This window comes from Aurantivibrio infirmus (assembly GCF_054767315.1).
Window position 1 is genome coordinate 328,935 of record NZ_BAAFSK010000002.1, and the last position, 19,774, is coordinate 348,708.

Sequence of the window (19,774 nt, forward strand, 5' to 3'; positions counted from 1 at the left end):
GATTGGGAGTGAGTATTATTCTACAATTGTTGGCGACCTTTGCTGAAAGTCGGAACCGGGGTGGCTTTTTAATGCTTTAAGTAATCGCAATATGGAGTCTCGAAAAATTTTTAATGGGAGAGTTTTTTGAAAACAAAATGGCCAATGGAAAATAATTCAATTTCATAATTCTAGATAGCTTGAATAAAAGATTGCTATCTTGAGAGTTAATAAGCTGGGGCAAAGGCCGTTTACTTTTGCTCGGCGTGTAATATATTTGATAGGGCTTCTTCCAAATATGCATATTTGAAGTTATATCCCGCGGCCAATATTTTTGATGGAACAACTTTTTTACCGGCTAGCAACAGTTCTTCGCCCATTTCACCTGCGAGAAATTTAATGATGGGTGAAGGGAGGTGGAAAAAAGCAGGGCGTTTTAAGGTTTTACTGAGTATCTTGGTAAATTCTGCATTGCTAGTAGGGTTTGGTGCTGTACCGTTAATCGGGCCATGTAGATCTTTATGCTCGATACAATAATTGATGATACCGATTAGATCATCAATATGAATCCACGACATCCACTGATCTCTGGTTCCTATTCTTCCACCTAGTCCCAGCTTAAAAGGCAATAGCATTCTCTTGAGGGCGCCGCCGTTTTTACCTAATACGATTCCAGTGCGCAGCGTGCAGGTACGAATCCCTAGGGATTCGGCCTGCATTGCAGTATTTTCCCATTTGGTGCAAAGACTGCTGGAAAAACTTTTATCTCCTGAATTGTCTTCATCGATAGTTTCGTTTGTTGATCCGACGCCGTAGTACCCAATTGCGGACCCGCTAATCAACAAAGAGGGTTTCTCCTTGGAATTTTTGAAAAAGTTAACTAATTCTTCTGTGCCGTTTATCCGACTATCGATAATTTTTCGTTTTTGGTTTTTAGACCACCGTTTGTTGGCAATCGGCTCTCCCGCAAGATTTATTACCACATCGAATACTTTAGTAGGAGCGAGTTGGCTCAGACTTGAAATCCCCTTTATATTTCCGCTGATTGACTCCGGGTATCTGGTCTTAAGCGTAATGTCATGCTGATCTGAAAGATGGGAGCACAAAGCCGTACCGATAAAACCTGTTCCTCCAGTAATAAGCAAGTTCATGTTTGCGGCCCGTATAATGCGTTTCGAGTTTTTACTACTAAATTTTGAAATCAATTAGTGCGAGTAATATAGCTAAGTACCTTACTCATGCTTAACGTATATTAATTTGCTGGTATCAAAGCCAAGTTCATCGGAGAGAGTTACAAAATTTTTGATAACTTCGCTTTCAATTTTTGGCGTTCGGGATAGTAACCACAAATACGAAGTATCTGGCCCAGACACAAATGCGTATTCGTAACCCTCCTTGTCAATCTGAAATATGACATAGGATCCGTAAAAAGGGCCAAAGAATGACACCTTTAGATAGCCAGTATTTTTATCGCCGACAAAGTACGCTTTGCCCTCGGCCACTTCCCATTCTTTGGTTTTAATTGAATAGCCGCGATTTACAACTGAAACACCACCATCCTCACGCATCGAATATTCGGCAGTAACATTTTCGAGACCACGTTCAAATGAATGATCCAAGCGTGCGATCTCATACCATGTGCCTAGGTAGCGATCTAACTTAAAATCTTCGACAGGTGCAACACTCTTAGGCATGCCAAGACAGCCTGTTAGTGCTAAAGCCAGAACAGTAGCAAGTGCGATTCTCATCATTATGTATTTTCTCAAGCAAATAGTTAGGCTAATAATGTTGGTGTGCAGGCTTCAGGTGTAATAATCAAACGTGTTGAGGCAGAAAGCTGAGGTAAAATTTTAAGCGTCTTCGTGCTGCGCTGCTAATGGTTTTTCTGCGAAGTTATTTTTAGCGCTTCCATTGATTCACGAATAGACTCAGCCTGTTGTGTTAATTCAGCATAGCGACGAATGTTACCGTTGCGTTGTGATTCCATAGCTTCTTTTAATTTAGCTTGGTATTGTGCATCGAGTTTTTTAATAGGGTCTTTTTTTAGCCATCCAAACATAAGTGCCTACCTATTGAAAATACTTAACTATTGAATATTCTTTATTTTAAACATGCCTTACATTGATAACGTTTCTTGAAACGTTGGTCCGCCCAACGGTTATAGATAGCGTCGGCAATAATACGAACAGGCCAAATTCTCAAAATTTTAAACAGTATACCGTAGGGTGTCTGAGACCAAGCATAGACATTGGCGTCCAGACCAATCAGCCAAGTACCATCCGTTTTACGTAGATGTAGCCGCTTTAATAACGCCTCTTTGCTGGGAATATTTTCTTTGTCTACTTGGTGGATATCGATGAAGTTCATGCGACCATTACTTAGGCGCCTTAGAACGGTAATTTCTCTGCTGCATAATGGGCATGTGCCGTCATAAAAGAGTGAAGCATTCACAATTGATCCTCTATATGTTCAACCAAAAGTTGATTTCATACCTCTATATACGAAACAAGCTTCTAAAAAGTTTATACACGGCTTCGACTAATACCTCACCATGATCTCGTTACGGCGAAAAAAGGGTAAAGTCCAGGGTGCGTCGTAGCGTGCAATTTCAGGTGCACCTGTTGGGCGAATGCCTTTGCTGGCCAGCCACGTCGTCAGTTCAACGGTTTTTTTTGCAATTTTAGCTTCACCGGCGAAACCCGAAAAACGCAGGACCGCGTATTTATGTTCAGGTACTTCGCGCAATACCACCGCCGGGTTATTGGGGCTGGGCAAGCTGTCCAAGGTATATTTTTCAGGCATCACAAAATGCATCCGCCACTGTCCGTCGATTTGTTTCATGCTTACCGGCGCGGTCATGCTAATTTTTTCAGATTCTGGCGCTCCGTTCCCCAGAGGCGCAACAGTTACTGGAGAGGTCATGCTTACTTTCTCACCGTCACCAGTACGTGAGGTGTTATTTCCAAAAATATAATCCGCGATTACTTTAAATCCAGCATCGGAGGCCTCATCTAATGAGCCCGAGGTTTGTGTTTCCGCCACAATCATAGGGGCATAAACGCGTAACTCAAAAGCACCGGATTTTTCTATAACAGTGTACTCCGGCTCTTCAGTTGCCATGGAAGCCTTCGTAAAAAAAATAATAATTAGCACTACGCATAAATTTTTTACCATACTACTAACCCTCTGTAAGTCTTCGTAAAATCATTTTAGTTTTGGCACCTATTAAATTTTCGATTAGTTACGCAGTGAGCATGCCGGTGATGAATCAAAATTCTGAAAACGATTAATGGGTATATACGTAGTGTTGCCTAGCTTCGGATCAGTATCATCCAAATTCTTCTTTGAAATGTCGATCAAATTGAAATGCTGGTCAACGAACTGATCCAAATTTATGTTTCCCCGTACAAACTGTTGACTGACACAGATGTTGTCAGATAAATCAATTTATTACAGAGGCTCCTAATCATGAAAAAGAAATTACCACTCGGAATCATTAGTGCTTTGTTCGCTTTGATATCAACGTTTGCTATTGCTGGAAATCACGAAGCGAAGAAGCAGATGGATATTGTTGATACGGCCATTGCGAACAGTAACTTTACGACTTTGGTTAAAGCTGTACAGGCCGCGGACTTGGTAGATACCTTAAAAGGTGATGGCCCTTTCACTGTATTTGCGCCCACCGACGAAGCGTTTTCAAAAATTCCGGCTGCTACTCTAAATGCACTAATTGCAGACAAAGCCGCTTTAACTAATGTGTTAACTTACCATGTAGTCGCTGGTGAAGTATTGGCTGAAGATGTGCTTGCTTTAAAAGAAGCGAAAACCGTGCAAGGGACATCCGTTGGGATCAGCGTGCAAGATGGTAAAGTATTCGTTGATGGTGCCCAGGTAGTGATGACGGACATCAAAACTAGCAACGGTGTAATTCACGTTATCGATTCAGTTATCATGCCTGAATAAATACATTTTTTACCTTAAATTGGTGGGGCTATTTTCCTCACCAATATTTGGTATTCTAAATGAGTAAAAATATACATATAAAAAATTTACAGGCCACTCTATCTAGCTAAACAAATACCCGCATCGAACAAAAGAAATGCTAAGCTTGAATTTTGTAGCAAAGACAGTTTAGTTTCATGTCTATATAATCGCGGATATGAAGCCCCGAAAATATTTAAACGAGGTTTTTTTGAAAACTAAAATAATTTCAATAGTATTCGTGTTGTTTCCATTCTTGTCGCCAGCAGTGCAAGCAGACCCTAAAGAGGATGCGGCAGCAGTCTTCGAGCAATTTCTAGAATTCTTTACTAACTCTGATGCTGCGGGAATCGTTGGGCTATTTTCGGAAGACGCTTTATTTTGGGGAACTGGCTCGAAGACTTTAGTCCAAGATACTGATGGGATTCACGCATACTTTTCCGGCTTGAGTCGACGCCCTCCCGGAGAACGTAAAGCAAGTGCCTTGGATTATTCTGTGGTAGTACTGTCTGAGACCGAAGTGATCGTTTCTGGCATGTGGCAAGTCACCCCCAAAGACCAAGTTACCGGCACGCCACTTCGCGTTAGCATGGCTCTATCTAAGCGAAATGGTCAATGGAAAATAATTCAATTCCATAATTCTAGAGTCCCTGAGTAAAGCTCATGAAGTTAGGGCAATTGATTTTGGTATTTCAAAAGAATAGAAGAGTTTTTGATATCTCGATTGAACCTATTTGGAGTATTACATTTTCATGGCGACGGCTTGGCGGATACTTGTCGGGTTTTTGTCGTGGTGATATTTAAGCTTTTTAAGCCATTATCTCCGTAATTTAAAACCGGAGAGGACGAATGAAACTATCGCCAGAAAAACTAACGAAATTGCGGAAAGATAGAGGCTGGTCTCAGGAAAAGTTAGCCGCTATAAGCGGTATAAGCGAAAGGACGATCCAGAGGGCTGAAAAAGATGGATCGGTCTCAATGGACAGCAAATTAGCATTCGCAACGGTATTCGAAGTTTCTCCAGCTGAATTGTCTCAATCAGATGAGGCGGCATTAAGAGACGAAAAATCAGAATATGTGATCGATTGGAGCGGCGTCATTGGTCTTTTTATTCTGGGCTTAGTGACGATGACCGTTGTACTGCTAACAGCAACGAATGGAAAATGGGAACTCGCAAGCATATCTATCGTCTGGGGTCTTACGGTTTTAGTGTCAATTATCAGTCATGGTGCTCGTGAAACCTACCGCCTGTATGACAATACTTCGTGGATTGTGAAATATCCTAATTATGTTCGAGGGCTCAACAAGTTTATCGCTCACGCAAAAATGGTTATAAATAACACTTACATAATTGGGGTTTCAGCCTCTTTAATCACAAGCATATCATTGGTGATACATTCGAATTTGCCTCAAGAGGATTTTCAGAGATATTTAGCGATTATCTCCAAACCTGTTATTTACGCAATAATATTTTCTGAACTTTGGTTTCGGCCGTATAAGCGAAAGATGGAAAGGATGTTGCGGCGTCAAAATGAATGAAAATAACAAACGTAGTTATCGGGTCGAAGATTATGGAAATAATAATTACCAATCTACCAAGAATATTCCTGATTATAGGTGCGGGCCTCTTTTTTTATTTTGGGGTCTTGGGCTTGGTTAATCCCGTCGCTACGGTTTTGCCGATGGAGATTTCTATTAATAGTGGTATTTCTAAAACCGAGATCAGGGCAACTTATGGCGGGCTAATGCTCGGTATAGCTTGCTTTCTTTTGTATGCTGCGTTCTTTGAGGTGAAAACCGGCCTCGTTGCAATGGTATTGATTGTGGGAACTATTGGGATTGTTCGTTTGTGCAGTATTTTCTATGACGACAGTGGATCGTCTATTCAATGGTATTTATTAGGTATGGAATTAATTTCAACCGTCATCGCCTTGGTTTTGTTGGTTGTGTACTACTGGGTTGGAAGCGGAAATAATGTTTGAGTCGGAATAATTTATCTACACAACTCTGCGCGAAGCGCGAATAAAAAGAGTTAGCAGGATTAGTCCGGCTGTGTCTTCGAAGTGATAAATTAGTTGTTCGCAAATTCAAACTACGATGGAAAAGTGTATGGTGCCCAGGGCCGGACTTGAACCGGCACGCCCTTGCGAGCACTAGCACCTGAAGCTAGCGTGTCTACCAATTTCACCACCTGGGCAATTCGAGGGTGGATTTAAATATTCTGTTTTATTATAGGTTCGGAGGTAAATGCCCGACACGCTACGCGTGGCCGCTTCCGGCTCCTGCCTCACGCGGCATTTGCACATCGTGTGCTTCATCTCCCACTAATTTGTTTGGAACAAATTAGAACAACCGTCCGTTTTGGTTGGTTCGAAGAACCGAGTCCCATGGATGGGGCGAGTCAATTTCTCGACAACTGCTCCTGCGTTGTTCTACCTCCTGCATCGAGCACCATGGATGGTGTAAATGCAAATAATGAAGGAACAATTATTTGCCGAGCAGTCGACCACCTGGGCATTTATAGGGTGGATTTAACTATTCAGTGTTCGGAATTTTGATCTGTTCCCTCGACACGATGTGTCTACGCTTTTCGTTTACAAGACGCACCACCTGGGCATTTTCGATTTATTGAAAATTTACTCTTACTTCAATCTCAGTGTTCTCAACCTGATACGCGACGCGTGGCCGTCCTGTCATCGGGTTGTGATATATCGTCGATATCTTTCAGTGAACTAGAAATCATGTTCCGAGGGTGTCAATCGGTCGCGATCTTAGTGCTGCTGCTGGTTTATGTCAAACCGCACTCGGAGTATAGTAGCCGCTTCTTTTAATTGAGTAATTTAATATTTTGAAAAAAACTAGAGTAAAAAACAAAGATCCCCACGCCAAGCGTGAGGCGGAAAAATATAGTCAGCCTATTGCTAGTCGGGAATTTATTCTCGATAAGTTGGAGGCTGCCGGTAAACCCTTGAGCCATGAAGATTTGGTAGATGAGCTGGGTTTGACTGATGAAGATGATATCGAGGCCTTGCGCCGCCGGCTAATTGCCATGGAGCGGGATGGCCAAGTGATTCGCGATCGCCGCAAAGCCTATGGGCGCGTCGATAAAATGAATCTGATTCGCGGTAGGGTTCAGGGCCATAAAGATGGTTTTGGATTCGTTATTCCTCAAGCGGGAGGCGAAGATTTATATTTGCCCTTTCGGCAAATGCAAAAAGTATTTGATGGTGACGAAGTGTTAGTTCGTCCTTCTGGGGCGAATTTTAAAGGTAAGAACGAAGCGGTTATCGTTGAGGTACTCAGTCGTAACACTGAGAAGTTAGTCGGGCGTTACTATAAAGAACAAGGCGTGGAATTTGTACGTCCGGACAACCCAAGAATTAACGTCGATATTCTCGTTGTAAAAGACGAAGGTGAAAAAGCCAAAAGTGGCCAATTTGTAGAGCTTGAAATTGTTCAGCAACCTGATCGCAAGCATCCACCGGCGGGAAAAATTCTTCAGGTCCTCGGTGATCACATGGCGCCGGGTATGGAAATTGATGTGGCGATTCGGAGCCACAACATTCCTCATGTTTGGCCGCAGGTGGTACTTGATCAAGCGGGACAAATTCCTGAAGAAGTACAAGAAAAAGATAAAGAGCATCGTGTTGATTTACGTCATCTTCCTTTCGTTACTATCGATGGTGAAGATGCGCGGGATTTTGATGATGCGGTTTATTGCGAAGCTATCACTTCAGCAAAAACATTGGCGGAAAAAAATACCAGCGGCTGGCGTTTGTGGGTGGCCATTGCCGATGTTTCATCTTATGTAGAGCCTGATACCGCGCTTGATCGTGAAGCGGTTTTGCGCGCGACGTCGGTTTATTTTCCTGACCATGTTATCCCTATGCTGCCAGAGGCCATTTCAAATGGTTTGTGTTCGCTCAATCCCCATGTCGATAGATTGACCATGGTTTGTGAAATGACGATTAGTGCTGAAGGAAAGGTCAGCGACTATAAGTTTTTCGAAGCAGTTATCCACTCTCATGCGCGACTGACTTACAACCAAGTCGGAAAGATGATCGCAGAACGCAACCAAGAAGAAAGTGACAGTAATCTTCGTAAGCAGTATCGCGAAGTAGTTCCCCATATCGATGAGCTACATAATCTATACAAAGTATTGCGAAAGGAACGTAGTAAACGCGGTGCAATTGATTTCGAAACCGTTGAAACACGAATTATTTTTGACGAGCAACGAAAGATAGAAAAAATTGTTCCCGTACAAAGAAATGATGCCCATAAGCTGATTGAAGAATGTATGTTGTGCGCCAATGTGAGTGCAGCAAATTTTCTGCAAGCGCATGATCTTGTTGGTTTGTATCGCGTACATGAAGGCCCCACGGAAGAAAAGTTAGAAAATTTACGAGAGTTTTTTGCGGAGCTTGGTCTTTATCTGCCTGGTGGGAATAAACCATCGCCTGCCCATTACCAAGAGGTTCTAAAGAAAATCCAAGGTCGCCCTGATGCTCATGTTATTCAAACCGTGATGTTGCGCAGTTTGAAGCAAGCGGTTTATCAACCGGAAAATCTTGGCCATTTTGGTTTGCATTATGAAGCCTATGCGCATTTCACATCACCGATCCGTCGCTATCCGGACTTATTAGTACACCGCGCTATTCGTCATATCATTCACTCACGCAAAAAGTCTGCACACGTGCAACGAGTACGTGGTGCGGCATTAATCGAGAAGAAAGCCATTTTCCCCTACGGTATGGGGGAAATGCTGCAACTTGGTGAGCAGTGCTCGTTATCGGAAAGAAGAGCTGATGACGCAACTCGTGATGTTACCAGTTGGTTAAAGTGTGAATTTTTACAAGACCACGTTGGCGATAAATTCGAAGGTGTGGTTACTTCGGTAACTGGATTTGGCCTATTTGTTGAATTAAAAGATTTATATGTTGAAGGCTTAGTGCATATCACTTCTTTGCCGAGAGATTATTATCACTTCGAAGCGGCGCAATATCGTTTAATTGGTGAGCGTTCGCGGCGGGTATTTCGTCTTGGTGATGAATTATTAGTGCAAGTTGTTCGCGTTAATTTGGATGAGCGAAAAGTAGATTTTGAATTAGTTGAGTCGAAAAAAACCAAGACTAATCTGCTGACACAAAAAGAAGTAGATAAAGCCACTTCAGGAAGTACTAAAAATAAAAAATCCCCCCGTGGTGATCGTCCGAAAAAAACATCGGCTAAAAGTGGCAGCGGGAAAAAAAGAACCTCTTCTAAATCCAAAGCCGGAAAAAAATCAACAGCAAAGACCAAAGCTAAGACCAAGGCTAAGAAGGGGCGACGTTAATCTTGAGTGCATCGAAAAGTAAAAAAACTGAATATGTGTTTGGTATTCATTCAGTACAAACGTTGCTTAAGTCGGCATCTGATCGAGTTAAACAATTATATGTTTTACAAGGTCGTAAAGATCAGCGTGTGGCAAAGCTAATTGCCTTAGCCGAAAAGCAAGGTGTAAGTTATAGTTTTAAATCTCGCGATGAACTTGATGATATTGAAGACGGTAATCATCAAGGCGTGATCGCCGAATGCAGTGCAGGTGAGGTTCACGACGAAGCGTTTTTAAATCAGCTTCTCGATAAGCTCGATGAGCAATCTGTCCCTCCATTACTACTTATTCTCGATGGCGTCACCGACCCACATAATCTTGGCGCTTGTTTACGAACCGCAGAAGCGGCTGGTGTTCATGCGGTGATCGCGCCAAAAGATAATTCTGCTAGTATTAATTCCACGGTTCGTAAAGTCGCAAGTGGCGCGGCAGAATTAATTCCTTATGTACCAGTTACCAATTTAGCTAGGTCCATGAAAGCGTTACAGCAGCGAGGGATTTGGATTGTTGGTAGCGCGGGAGAGGCCGATAAATCGCTTTACGAAACGGATCTCAAAGGGGCGATGGCTATTGTGATGGGGGCAGAAGGTGAAGGCATGCGACGCCTAACACGAGAGTCTTGCGATTATCTTGCTAGCATCCCCATGATCGGCGGTGTTAGTAGTTTAAATGTTTCAGTTGCTGTTGGCGTGTGTTTGTTTGAAGCGATTCGCCAGAGAAAAAATTAAACTTTCAGTTTTTTACCAGCGCTTATTTCTTACCAAAAGCTACCAACTCCCAGAAGCGCCACCACCGGAAGAAGAGCCGCCACTAAACGAGCTTGAAGAAGACGACGATGAGTGATCGCGGCTGATTTTCGGAATTGTTACGTTTTCAAACCAATGTCGCTTGCAATTTTTGCAGTTGTAATCAATTTTTGCGGTGCCGGTACTGTGTTCGGTTGCGGCATCAATCACCGTTCGCTCAACATGGAGTGTTCTAAAATTGCAATACTTGCAGACTTTGTAACGAGTGAACCAGTTCCGATAACCTTCGATGATGATGCTGTTGTCGACGATGCAATGCCAAACATCGTAATCTTTTGATAGCACTTTTTCTTCAACTTGCTGGCCGTGATTTAAATAATGGTCGTCAGTACCCTCGCCAAGTCTTTGCATTTCTCTATTACATATCTGGCAGTTTCTCGGTTTGTTTCTTTTGTATCGATTGATTCCTACAAATCCAAAAAAGGAACTAATAAGGCCTGCAATCCATGGCCAAACTCCACTCGGTGCCCAGTCTTGTACTAGTGATTTTCCCGAATCATAAATACTGGCGATAATTCCTAGTTCTTCTCTTTGAATGTTTAGACTAATCTTTTGAATTGTTTCTCTTGTTCCTGCTTCAATGCCCGAGGCGTAATTCCCTTGTTTGAAGGCAGGTAAAAAATAATTATCAATAATTGTTTGCGCTTCGTTATCAAAACGCCTGGGATATCCTCTGCCTAATTCGATACGCATTTGCCTATCCTGCACTGCGACGAGTATCAATATTCCATCGTTTCTCGCGGCATCACCAATTCCCCACTTGTTAAACAAACCGGTCGCGAAACCTTCGATGTCTTTAGGGAAGCCATATTCGCTTTGGCTGTTAATGGTGACGAGAGTTATCTCGACACCGCGGGATTCCCGAGTAGATGTGAGCATTTGAGTAAGGCGTGATTCACGTTCCGCATCGAGGATGTTGGCAAAATCGTTTACGTAGACTGATGTATAGGAGGGGTAGCTCTGCGCGGAGGATGGGCTGGCTTGAATGAATAGCCAAGGGCAAAGCAGGACTATCAAAATAAACTTTTTCATAGAGGCATTCGCACGGAGGTTTATTGCGCTTTGGTGGTTTTGTCGCATAGCCGATTTTGCCCCTATGAGTATAAGCCTGGCGATTATATTGTTATGAAATTTTATGGCCCGGCTGGCCAAATAGGATAGCAAAGTCCTTAGTCTAATACCTTGTTTGGGCTGTATTCAGAGCGTCCGATGCTTGGAGATAGAGGTTTTTTCTGAGTTTAGTGTGTGGTTTTGCAAAAGCACTGGGTCTTGCCTAAAAATTGACCTCCCGCTGCTTGCAAAGCCATTGGCAAGCCCCTAGAATAGCCGCCCCCGCTAGCTATGGCCTCGATTGCCAGCTAGCGCTCCTTGCTTCACCGCTATTTATGTTGAATAGACGGGAAGCTTTAACCCGTAAGGAGTCACAATGAGACATTACGAGATCGTGTTCTTGGTCCATCCAGACCAGAGCGAGCAGGTACCCGGTATGGTGGAACGCTATACCTCTTCAATTACTAATGGTGGTGGCACTGTTCATCGTCTAGAAGATTGGGGCCGTCGCCAGCTTGCTTATTCCATTAATAAAATTCATAAAGCCCACTACATCCTGATGAATGTTGAATGTACTCAGGAAGTATTGGACGAGCTTGAAACGGCTTTCCGTTATAACGATGCTGTGTTGCGAAACATGGTTATGCGTTGTGATGAAGCTGTCACCGAGCAATCCCACATCATGAAAGCAGAAGCTGAAAATCGTGAGCGCCGAACCCGTATGGAACAGCGCGAAGAAAGTGAAGCGCGTGCAGCTGAGTCTGACGAAAGCGATGAAGACGCTGACGATTTAGATGATGAAGCCGAAACCGAAATAGAAGAGGGAGGAGAATAAGATGGCTAGATTTTTCCGACGTCGCAAGTTTTGCCGTTTCACTGCTGAAGGCGTGAAGCAAATTGACTATAAAGATTTAGAAACATTAAAAGCTTACGTATCAGAAACTGGGAAAATAGTTCCTAGTCGTATCACGGGTACAAAAGCAAAATATCAGCGTCAGCTTTCTTCAGCGATTAAGCGTGCGCGATATTTAGCGTTGCTACCTTATACCGATAGCCACGAGTAAAAACGGAGTAGTATTGGTGCGCGCCCTTGCTGAATTTATTATGCGTGGGCGAGCGCAAGCAGCCGCTTTTGCCGGCCTCTGTTTTTTTGTACCCTTTTTAGGTTCCGCTGCGATTGCCTTAGTTACTCTTCGTCGTGGCGGCCTTAATGGATTTTATATCCTAGTGTGGGCATTGTTGCCCTACATTGTTTTCACCGCTGTTGATGTAAGTTTGTTACCGTTTACATTTTTGGTGTTAACAATCATGGCTGCGACCATTGGTGGTGCGCTAGTGTTGCGATCAGGCTCCACTTGGCCAGTCAGCGTTTTGGGTTTGCTAGCAATTTGCGCTACCGGCGGATTTGTTTTTGGCTCTACATTTCCAGAACATATTAATGCTTTTGTTGATCAATGGAACTCGGTTCAAGCGCAAGCAGTTCAGCAGTTAAAGCAGCAAGGCTATGAAGTTTCTGAGGTGACTGAGTTAAGTGCTCCAAAGGTAACTGGCATAGTTGCTTATGTCGCAACAACGAGTGCATTTTTAGCACTTCTAGTTGGACGTTGGTGGCAAGCAATGTTGTATAACCCTGGTGGTTTTCAGCTTGAGTTTCATCAATTTCGATTAAACTTAAGCCAAGCACTATTCTGTTTCGGTTTAGCTGTTTTGGGTTTGAGTCGACGTGAATATGATTATTGGGGGCTTGTTGCAGCGCTACCATTATTCTTAGTCAGCGTTACGATAGTTCATAATATCGTGGCGGAGAAAAAGCTTGGTAAGCAGTGGTTAATTGCTTTTTATATTTTGACAATGCTACCCGCGATATATTTGGTTGCAGTTGTTATTGGGTTGATGGATAGCTGGGTTGATTTTAGAAAAAAAATCCTGTCCCGCTAAGCTCGTAAAAACCTGGCTCGTAAAAAATGAGCTTGCAAAAATAAGCCACGTAGAGAAGCGCAATATCTTGTTTTCTACAATATTGAATTACAGAAAATAAATTAAGTTAAAACTCTCGCCGCTATTATTTTGCGAGACATACATTGAGGACATACTGATGGACGTTATTCTGTTAGAAAAAATGGGTAAACTTGGCGCGATTGGTGACAAGGTAAGTGTAAAAGCTGGCTTTGGACGCAACTTTTTAATGCCGCAAGGCAAAGCGATACCCGCAACTGAAAAAAATATTCAAGAATTTGAAGCCCGTCGCGCGGAATTAGAAGCGGCTGCTGCTGAGCAAATTGGTGCGGCACAAGCGAGAGCAAACAAGCTTGAAGGTTTGGTTGTAACAATTGCAGCAAACGCGGGTGACGAAGGTAAATTATTTGGTTCAATTGGTACTAAAGATATCGCCGATGCGATTACTGCTGCTGGTGTTGAAGTCACTAAGGCTGAAGTGCGTTTGCCTCAGGGTACTATTCGTGAGCTTGGCGAAAATGACATCGATATCCAACTACATTCCGAAGTGACCCAGGCTATTAAATTAGTTATCGAAGCGGAATAAAAATTGTCGTTTTTTGCTGCTCTCCTTTGAGAGCAGCCTTTCAAACGCCGTGACTAGATGGCCCAATGTGTTGGCTCTTGGTTACGGCGTTTTTGTTTTAGTACCTTGTTTCTACCGGCACTAAGGTAGTCATTTCTTTTCCCGATATTCTTGCTTGCCGGTATTTTCGAAGCTCAAAAACCGTTACAATTCCTGCAACTTTGCGCGCACATATTTACCTTGTAGTGAGCAAAATATTTCATTCTTGTCTTTACTCTGAAATATATTCTTTTAAAAAACAATAACTTAAATAGCTCTCTCTGGAGCGCCCGACGAAACAAGCTACGCCTATGTCATTGGAAGCTGAATTACCCGACGATTACGATAACGACTTTATGGATGATGCCCCAGAAGCCCAGCGCTCTGCGGTAGAGACTTTCTTGCCCCATTCAGTTGAGGCTGAACAGTCAGTGATCGGTGGCCTAATGCTGGATAACAGCCGCTTTGATGCAGTTGCAGAATTCGTCACAGTTGAAGACTTTTATAAAGACGACCATCGTCAGATTTTTAAAGTGATGGTGGAGTTAGCAACAGAAAGCAAGCCTCTCGATATCGTGACTTTGGCGGAAGCCTTGGAACGTCATGGTGAGTTAGATCGTATTGGTGGTCATGGTTATCTCGCGGAAATGGCCTCCCATACGCCTAGTGCTGCGAATATTACTTCTTACGCGAAAATCGTTCGTGATCACTCCACCGTCCGCCAACTAATTTCAGCAGCAAATGAGATTAGTCGCTCCAGTTTAAATCCCGCCGGTTTGGATTCAGCCGCTTTATTACAATTAGCGGAACGACGGGTTGCAGAAATTGTTGAAGACCGACCCAAAGAAGGCGGCTTTCTCGAAGTAGATGGCTTATTAAAAGGCGCCATCAAACGTATTGAAGAATTGTTTGATTCCGATGACGATCTCACTGGTTTATCTACTGGCCTTAGAGATTTAGATGAGCGAACTTCCGGTTGGCAAAATGGTGAATTGATTGTTCTGGCGGCACGTCCGTCAATGGGAAAAACTGCATTAGCGTTAAATTTTGTTGAAAGCGCGATCTTAAATCAAGATATGCCTGTTTTAGTTTTCAGTATGGAGATGCCTGCGCAATCTCTCGTCATGAGAATGTTGTCATCCATTGGTCGAATTCATCAAGGCAAAATGCGTAACGGAAAATTAACAGAAGAGGATTGGCCTAAGTTATCTGCCGCTGTTGGTAAAATGAAAGGCCGCCCATTATTTATTGATGACACTCCGGGTTTAACGCCACAAGATATTAAAGCCCGAGCCCGTAGAATTGCTCGTGAGCACGGCGAACCCGCAATGATTGTTATCGACTATATTCAGTTGATGCATGTTGCCGGTAGTACCGAAGGCCGTACGCAAGAAATTTCAGAAATTTCCCGTTCATTAAAAGCCATCGCAAAAGAATATAACTGCCCGGTGATTGCTTTGTCGCAGTTAAATCGTGGTGTTGAACAGCGACCCAACAAACGCCCAATGAATTCCGATTTACGTGAGTCGGGTGCTATCGAGCAGGACGCGGACATTGTGTTATTTATTTATCGCGACGAATACTACAACGAAGAAAGCCCTGACAAAGGTATCGCCGAATTAATTATCGGCAAACAACGTAACGGTGAAGTTGGTACCTCCCGCGCCGCTTTCGTCGGCCACTTCACCCGCTTCGAAAATTTAGCGCCAGAATATTTTAGTGATGAATATTAAGAGTTTTGGATAAGTATTTTTTATTGCAATAAGAAATATTTTGCTGACTTTATTGTTGTTGTATTTTAGGTCTCAACAATGCCCGCCAATAAAAAACTAATCTCCTCGCTTAAAGCCGCTCTTCAATCTCAAGCTGATCCCATCGCCGCTCAGAAAATGCAATCCTATATGAAGTCGGCGACCCCTTTTTATGGTGTGAAAATGCCATTGATTCGCTCCACCTGCAAAGAGATTTTTGCTCAGTACCCTTTAAAAAACTCCGACGATTGGCGCGATACTGTTTTATTGTTATGGCGCAAAGCCAAGTTTCGTGAAGAACGTCATTGTGGAATTTTATTGTGCGAAGCAAAGCAATATCTTGAGTTTCAAACCCTCGATACTTTGCCAATGTATGAAGAGATGATTGTCACTGGGGCTTGGTGGGATTATGTCGACGTGATTGCCTCCCATCGCATTGGTTATTTATTAGAGCAACACCCGAAGGACATGAAAAAAATTCTCAAGGCGTGGTCTGTTGATGCAAATATCTGGAAGCGACGTACGGCGATATTAAGCCAGTTAAGTTTTAAGAAGAAAACCGATTTAAAATTTCTCTATGCCTGTATTAAACCGTCTTTAGCCGAGCAGGAATTCTTTTTACAAAAAGCCATTGGTTGGGCTTTACGTTCCTATGCCTGGCAAGATATCAAAGAGGTTCAACGTTATATTGGTGAACATGAGGCAAAGCTTAGTAATTTGGCAAAACGAGAGGCCTTAAAGAATCAGCATAAGTTGTCGGATAAAAAATAATTACAGATGAATATGAAAGAACAAATGTTGCCACAAGCCAAAAAAGTTACCTTGCCCAACGGTATGGATTTGTCTTACGTATGTTGGAATCCTGACGCTGTCGATAAGCCATCGCTACTCTTATTACACGGTACTAGTTTTGTTGCAGCGACGTTTAATCCAATTGCGGAACAACTCGTTTCTCATTTTCAAGTGTTTGCTTATGATCGACGTGGCCATGGTCTTAGCAGTAAGCCGGAGCAGGGTTATGAGTTTATGGATTTCGCCGAAGACTGTATTGGTTTTTGCAAGGCACTTGGCTTAAAAGACACCTATGCCGTCGGCCATAGTGCGGGTGGTACAGATATGCTGATAGCGCAGAGCATTGAAAATACCTTGTTCAAAAAAATATTTGTCATGGAGCCAACCTTGTCTGCTGCAAATGATGTGTCTATTGATGTGTCTATTGATGTGTCTATGGAAGAAAAAAAGCGTCTGCATGATACGGTGAAAGATTCTATTCGAGCACGCGCGCGAGCTTTTACTAATCGGCGCAGCGTGTTTTCAGATCGAGAAGAGTTGTTTGCAAACTACAAAGAAAAGCCTGTATTTAAAACTTGGGATGAAGCGATACTCAAAGCTTACATTGATGTTGGGTTTAAAGATCGCGATGACGGCCAAGTAGAATTGCAGTGCTCTCCAGAAATAGAAACGCAAATTTTAGAGACGATTCTTTTTGCGTTTCAAGATGCTTATCTTGGTGATCATCGTGGCGATCCTTTCCAATCTCTATCTACAATTTCTTGTCCTTTGTTAATCAGCAGTGCCGAGTGTTCTGAGCCCATTTATCAGGCGATAGTCCCGAAGGCGACGGCAATTTTTCCAAACGCAAAACGTTTAGTTTTTCCCGGCTTAAATCATTGTTCTCCGCAAGAATCCCCAGATACAGTGGCGAAAGCTACATTAGATTTCTGGCTGAATAGCTAGTCTTAGTCACTCTTTCTTCTGTTTTCATTTTTTCCTTCCGAGATACATTTCTATTGCTATACTGTATTTAAATACAGTAGTATTGGCCTTCCGTAATACGCCGGGATCAACCCATTGTTTATACATAATATTGCTATTGGCGACATGCTGATGAGCACGAAGCCCCTATATAAGTGCCATGAATCCGAAATTGACAGAGATACTACAGCTCCCGTCGGTTTGGCAGGCCTCTCAGGTTTGCCGGACAAGATCTGTCATATCAACAGGTTACGAAGCGCTGGATGCAATCTTGCACGATGGTGGCTGGCCGGATAACGCGACGACGGAATTACTACTGCCGAAAATTGGTATAGGTGAATTCCGCTTATTATTGCCAGGTTTGCGCCGAGTGCTACAACAGCGACCCTGGCTGGTTTTTATTGCTCCCCCTTACATTCCCTATGGGCCTGCCCTGGCACAGGGCGGTATTGATCCTGATGCGGTATTGATTCTTGAGCCGAAAAACACCAAAGATTTATTGTGGTGTGCCGAACAGACATTACAGTCTGGTTGCTGTGGGGCGGTATTAACCTGGGCCAATAAACTGACATTGAATAGTCGCCAGTTGCGCCGTTTACAACAAGCCGCTCACCGTGGGCAATGTTGGCACACCTTGTACCGCAATCGATCTGTAAAGCGAGAGGCTTCGCCTTCATCATTACGCCTTGAGTTGGATTGTTCACAGTTGGGTTTGGCCGTATCGATTTTAAAACAGCGTGGAGGTTGGAGCGGTCAGCAGCTTGAGTTAACACTCACGCCGGATTTAACCTCGCTGCAACAATATAGCCCAGAGCAATTAGCTTTGCCTTCGCAAGTATTAATGCACTTCTCAGAAAAGCATTCGCGATCAGGCTCCCCCAATAAAAATAACATAGCTAAAAAAGCCAGCGTCACTACGTTGAGGGGGCTTTCATAATGAAGACTCAACATGAAAAGCCCAGTATTTTATGGCTGTGTTTAGATTTTTTTCAATTACCCATTGATTTACTTGTTAGCGAAAAAAACAAAAAAATAATTGGTAATGAATCTTTTGAAGACATAAAAACCCTCCAAGCTATTTATGCAATTTCTGATAAGCAACAAAAAATTGCTTTCGCCTGTCCCGTTGCGCTAGAAGCCGGTATTGATATTGGTATGAAGCTGGCTTCGGTATATGTATTGCAGCCTGATGTTATTATTAAAACAAGAAATGAGCGCGCAGAACAAAATGCCATGGAGTCTTTGCTATCTTGGGCTTACCATTTTTCACCAAGCGTATCGCGCTATAAAAATTTTTGTTTGCTGCTTGAAGTTGGTGGTTGTTTGAAATTATTTTCTGGTTTGTCTAACCTATTAAGTTTAGTTAAAGATGACCTGGAAGGTTTTGGCTTTGCTCATCGCTTAGGTCTTGGGCATACACCGCAGGCCGCCTGGCTGCTTAGCCAATATTTTTTGGGCTTAGACGGGTATGCGAAAGATGATTGGAAAAAATATGACCAAGAACATTTTTTATTGCTACTCAAAAAAATACCCCTGTCGTTTCTCGATATCGATAAAAAACAACAACAGCAATTGGCAAATCTAGGTCTAGGTACCTTAGGTGAATTACTTACCCTGCCGAGGGCGGAGATCGGAAGACGCTTTGGTAAAGACCTTGTGGCCTTACTCAAAAAAATCACTGGCGAAGATCGAGATTATCGCGGTGATTATCAACTTGCGGATAAATACAAAATAGAACAATCGTTTGCTAATGGTGTTGACACATTGGATTCTTTAAGAATCCCCATTCGGCAAATGATGGCAGAGTTTTACCAATATCTATTGTTTCATCAGTATCATCCTAATAGTTTCCATTGGCGTTTTTATTATTACGGTATCCCATGCGACGATATTGAGATAACAACTTCATCTCTCCATGGCGGCATGAACGCTTATATCGATTTAACCTTGTTAAAGTTAGAAAATATTACCCTTAAAGCCCCTGTTGAGAACTTAGAGCTTGTTTGTGACGATTTTTCTCCAGCGTCACAGTCAAGTCAGGAATTATTTCCCGAGATATCCCATCCAAATAATCAGCTCAAGGACTATCAATTCCTACTGGATAAATTAACTCAACGTATGGGGGAGTGTGCGGTAAAAACGTTGGTGCTTAATGATGAACATTTACCGGAATACAAACTACAAACCAAAGAACTTGATGCAGATACAATTCGATCAATCAAAGTGAAGTACTCAAAAGATATCAGCTCTATTAATCTTGATAATCATCGCCAGCCAAATTTCCCAAAACCTCTATGGCTAATGCCAACTCCTGATTCAATCCATGAGCCTGCGACAATTGCACACAGCAAGCCAGCATTTATGAAAGTGGTCTCTAGTCCGCAGCGCTTAGATAGCCATTGGTGGCGAGAGCGAAGTCAGCGAGATTATTTTATTGCTCACCATAAGAATGGTGTCTATTACTGGGTCTTTAAAGATTTAAAGACTAAACAATGGTTTGTACATGGGGTTTATGGGTAAA

At 42.8% G+C, this 19,774-nt stretch carries 21 protein-coding genes and 1 tRNA gene; 15 read left to right on the forward strand and 7 right to left on the reverse strand.

Annotated elements, in window-relative coordinates:
• Positions 1–230: 230 nt before the first annotated feature.
• The 5 genes from ACYUCY_RS05190 to ACYUCY_RS05210 all read right to left on the reverse strand — a co-directional run bounded on the left by ACYUCY_RS05190 (position 231) and on the right by ACYUCY_RS05210 (position 3,099).
• Complete coding sequence (locus tag ACYUCY_RS05190; RefSeq protein WP_460225393.1) at positions 231–1,130, reverse strand: TIGR01777 family oxidoreductase; 900 nt, start codon at positions 1,128–1,130, stop codon at positions 231–233.
• Between the two features lie 81 nt (positions 1,131–1,211).
• On the reverse strand, positions 1,212–1,730 hold the full coding sequence (locus tag ACYUCY_RS05195; protein ID WP_460225394.1) for a lipocalin family protein: 519 nt from the start codon (positions 1,728–1,730) through the stop codon (positions 1,212–1,214).
• A gap of 122 nt (positions 1,731–1,852) precedes the next feature.
• A complete protein-coding gene (locus ACYUCY_RS05200; protein WP_460225395.1) occupies positions 1,853–2,038 on the reverse strand; it encodes a DUF6435 family protein in 186 nt (61 codons plus the stop codon).
• A gap of 41 nt (positions 2,039–2,079) precedes the next feature.
• On the reverse strand, positions 2,080–2,430 hold the full coding sequence (locus ACYUCY_RS05205) for a thiol-disulfide oxidoreductase DCC family protein (protein WP_460225396.1): 351 nt from the start codon (positions 2,428–2,430) through the stop codon (positions 2,080–2,082).
• An 87-nt stretch (positions 2,431–2,517) separates the two neighbouring features.
• Entirely contained in the window at positions 2,518–3,099 is a 582-nt protein-coding gene (locus ACYUCY_RS05210) for an SOUL family heme-binding protein (protein ID WP_460225397.1), read from the reverse strand.
• A gap of 348 nt (positions 3,100–3,447) precedes the next feature.
• On the opposite strand from ACYUCY_RS05210, the gene ACYUCY_RS05215 reads away from it, so the two are divergent.
• The 4 genes from ACYUCY_RS05215 (at position 3,448) to ACYUCY_RS05230 (ending at position 5,942) form a co-directional block, all read left to right on the forward strand.
• Positions 3,448–3,942: a fasciclin domain-containing protein gene (locus tag ACYUCY_RS05215; RefSeq protein WP_460225398.1), complete on the forward strand. Its 495-nt coding sequence runs from the start codon at positions 3,448–3,450 to the stop codon at positions 3,940–3,942.
• A 229-nt stretch (positions 3,943–4,171) separates the two neighbouring features.
• The gene (locus ACYUCY_RS05220; protein WP_460225399.1) at positions 4,172–4,618 is read left to right on the forward strand and encodes a nuclear transport factor 2 family protein; all 447 of its coding nucleotides are present in this window, start codon (positions 4,172–4,174) and stop codon (positions 4,616–4,618) included.
• A gap of 191 nt (positions 4,619–4,809) precedes the next feature.
• Positions 4,810–5,499, forward strand: coding sequence for a helix-turn-helix domain-containing protein (locus ACYUCY_RS05225; RefSeq protein WP_460225400.1), 690 nt, complete (start codon positions 4,810–4,812; stop codon positions 5,497–5,499).
• Positions 5,496–5,942 (forward strand): DUF4345 family protein, encoded by a 447-nt coding sequence (locus tag ACYUCY_RS05230; RefSeq protein WP_460225401.1) that lies wholly within the window; start codon positions 5,496–5,498, stop codon positions 5,940–5,942. The genes ACYUCY_RS05225 and ACYUCY_RS05230 overlap by 4 nt, the downstream gene beginning before the upstream one ends.
• Positions 5,943–6,070: 128 nt before the next feature.
• Here the strand turns inward: ACYUCY_RS05230 and ACYUCY_RS05235 are convergent.
• Positions 6,071–6,157: transfer RNA gene (locus ACYUCY_RS05235), tRNA-Leu, on the reverse strand.
• Positions 6,158–6,805: 648 nt separating this feature from the next.
• On the opposite strand from ACYUCY_RS05235, the gene rnr reads away from it, so the two are divergent.
• On the forward strand, positions 6,806–9,292 hold the full coding sequence (gene rnr / locus ACYUCY_RS05240; protein ID WP_460225711.1) for a ribonuclease R: 2,487 nt from the start codon (positions 6,806–6,808) through the stop codon (positions 9,290–9,292).
• A gap of 2 nt (positions 9,293–9,294) precedes the next feature.
• A complete protein-coding gene (rlmB, locus tag ACYUCY_RS05245; protein WP_460225402.1) occupies positions 9,295–10,059 on the forward strand; it encodes a 23S rRNA (guanosine(2251)-2'-O)-methyltransferase RlmB in 765 nt (254 codons plus the stop codon).
• A 39-nt stretch (positions 10,060–10,098) separates the two neighbouring features.
• Here the strand turns inward: rlmB and ACYUCY_RS05250 are convergent, their stop codons facing one another.
• Positions 10,099–11,169: a TPM domain-containing protein gene (locus tag ACYUCY_RS05250; RefSeq protein ID WP_460225403.1), complete on the reverse strand. Its 1,071-nt coding sequence runs from the start codon at positions 11,167–11,169 to the stop codon at positions 10,099–10,101.
• A gap of 394 nt (positions 11,170–11,563) precedes the next feature.
• Here ACYUCY_RS05250 and rpsF point away from each other — a divergent pair, with 394 nt between their 5' ends.
• From rpsF to ACYUCY_RS05295, 9 genes are all read left to right on the forward strand, one after another.
• Positions 11,564–12,022: a 30S ribosomal protein S6 gene (gene rpsF, locus ACYUCY_RS05255; RefSeq protein ID WP_460225404.1), complete on the forward strand. Its 459-nt coding sequence runs from the start codon at positions 11,564–11,566 to the stop codon at positions 12,020–12,022.
• 1 nt (position 12,023) lies between these two features.
• Positions 12,024–12,251, forward strand: a complete 228-nt coding sequence (rpsR, locus tag ACYUCY_RS05260) for a 30S ribosomal protein S18 (RefSeq protein WP_460225405.1) — start codon at positions 12,024–12,026, stop codon at positions 12,249–12,251.
• Positions 12,252–12,267: 16 nt separating this feature from the next.
• Positions 12,268–13,125 carry a YybS family protein gene (locus tag ACYUCY_RS05265; RefSeq protein WP_460225406.1) on the forward strand — a complete coding sequence of 286 codons (858 nt, stop codon included), beginning with the start codon at positions 12,268–12,270 and terminating at the stop codon, positions 13,123–13,125.
• A 157-nt stretch (positions 13,126–13,282) separates the two neighbouring features.
• Positions 13,283–13,729, forward strand: coding sequence for a 50S ribosomal protein L9 (rplI, locus tag ACYUCY_RS05270; RefSeq protein WP_460225407.1), 447 nt, complete (start codon positions 13,283–13,285; stop codon positions 13,727–13,729).
• Positions 13,730–14,103: 374 nt separating this feature from the next.
• Positions 14,104–15,480, forward strand: coding sequence for a replicative DNA helicase (gene dnaB, locus ACYUCY_RS05275; RefSeq protein WP_460225712.1), 1,377 nt, complete (start codon positions 14,104–14,106; stop codon positions 15,478–15,480).
• Positions 15,481–15,558: 78 nt separating this feature from the next.
• Entirely contained in the window at positions 15,559–16,269 is a 711-nt protein-coding gene (locus tag ACYUCY_RS05280; protein ID WP_460225408.1) for a DNA alkylation repair protein, read from the forward strand.
• 6 nt (positions 16,270–16,275) lie between these two features.
• Complete coding sequence (locus ACYUCY_RS05285) at positions 16,276–17,235, forward strand: alpha/beta fold hydrolase (RefSeq protein WP_460225409.1); 960 nt, start codon at positions 16,276–16,278, stop codon at positions 17,233–17,235.
• A 190-nt stretch (positions 17,236–17,425) separates the two neighbouring features.
• Positions 17,426–18,190, forward strand: a complete 765-nt coding sequence (gene imuA / locus ACYUCY_RS05290) for a translesion DNA synthesis-associated protein ImuA (RefSeq protein WP_460225410.1) — start codon at positions 17,426–17,428, stop codon at positions 18,188–18,190.
• Positions 18,190–19,773, forward strand: coding sequence for a Y-family DNA polymerase (locus ACYUCY_RS05295; RefSeq protein WP_460225411.1), 1,584 nt, complete (start codon positions 18,190–18,192; stop codon positions 19,771–19,773). Before imuA ends, ACYUCY_RS05295 begins: the two co-directional genes overlap by 1 nt.
• The last annotated feature ends 1 nt before the right edge of the window (position 19,774 follow it).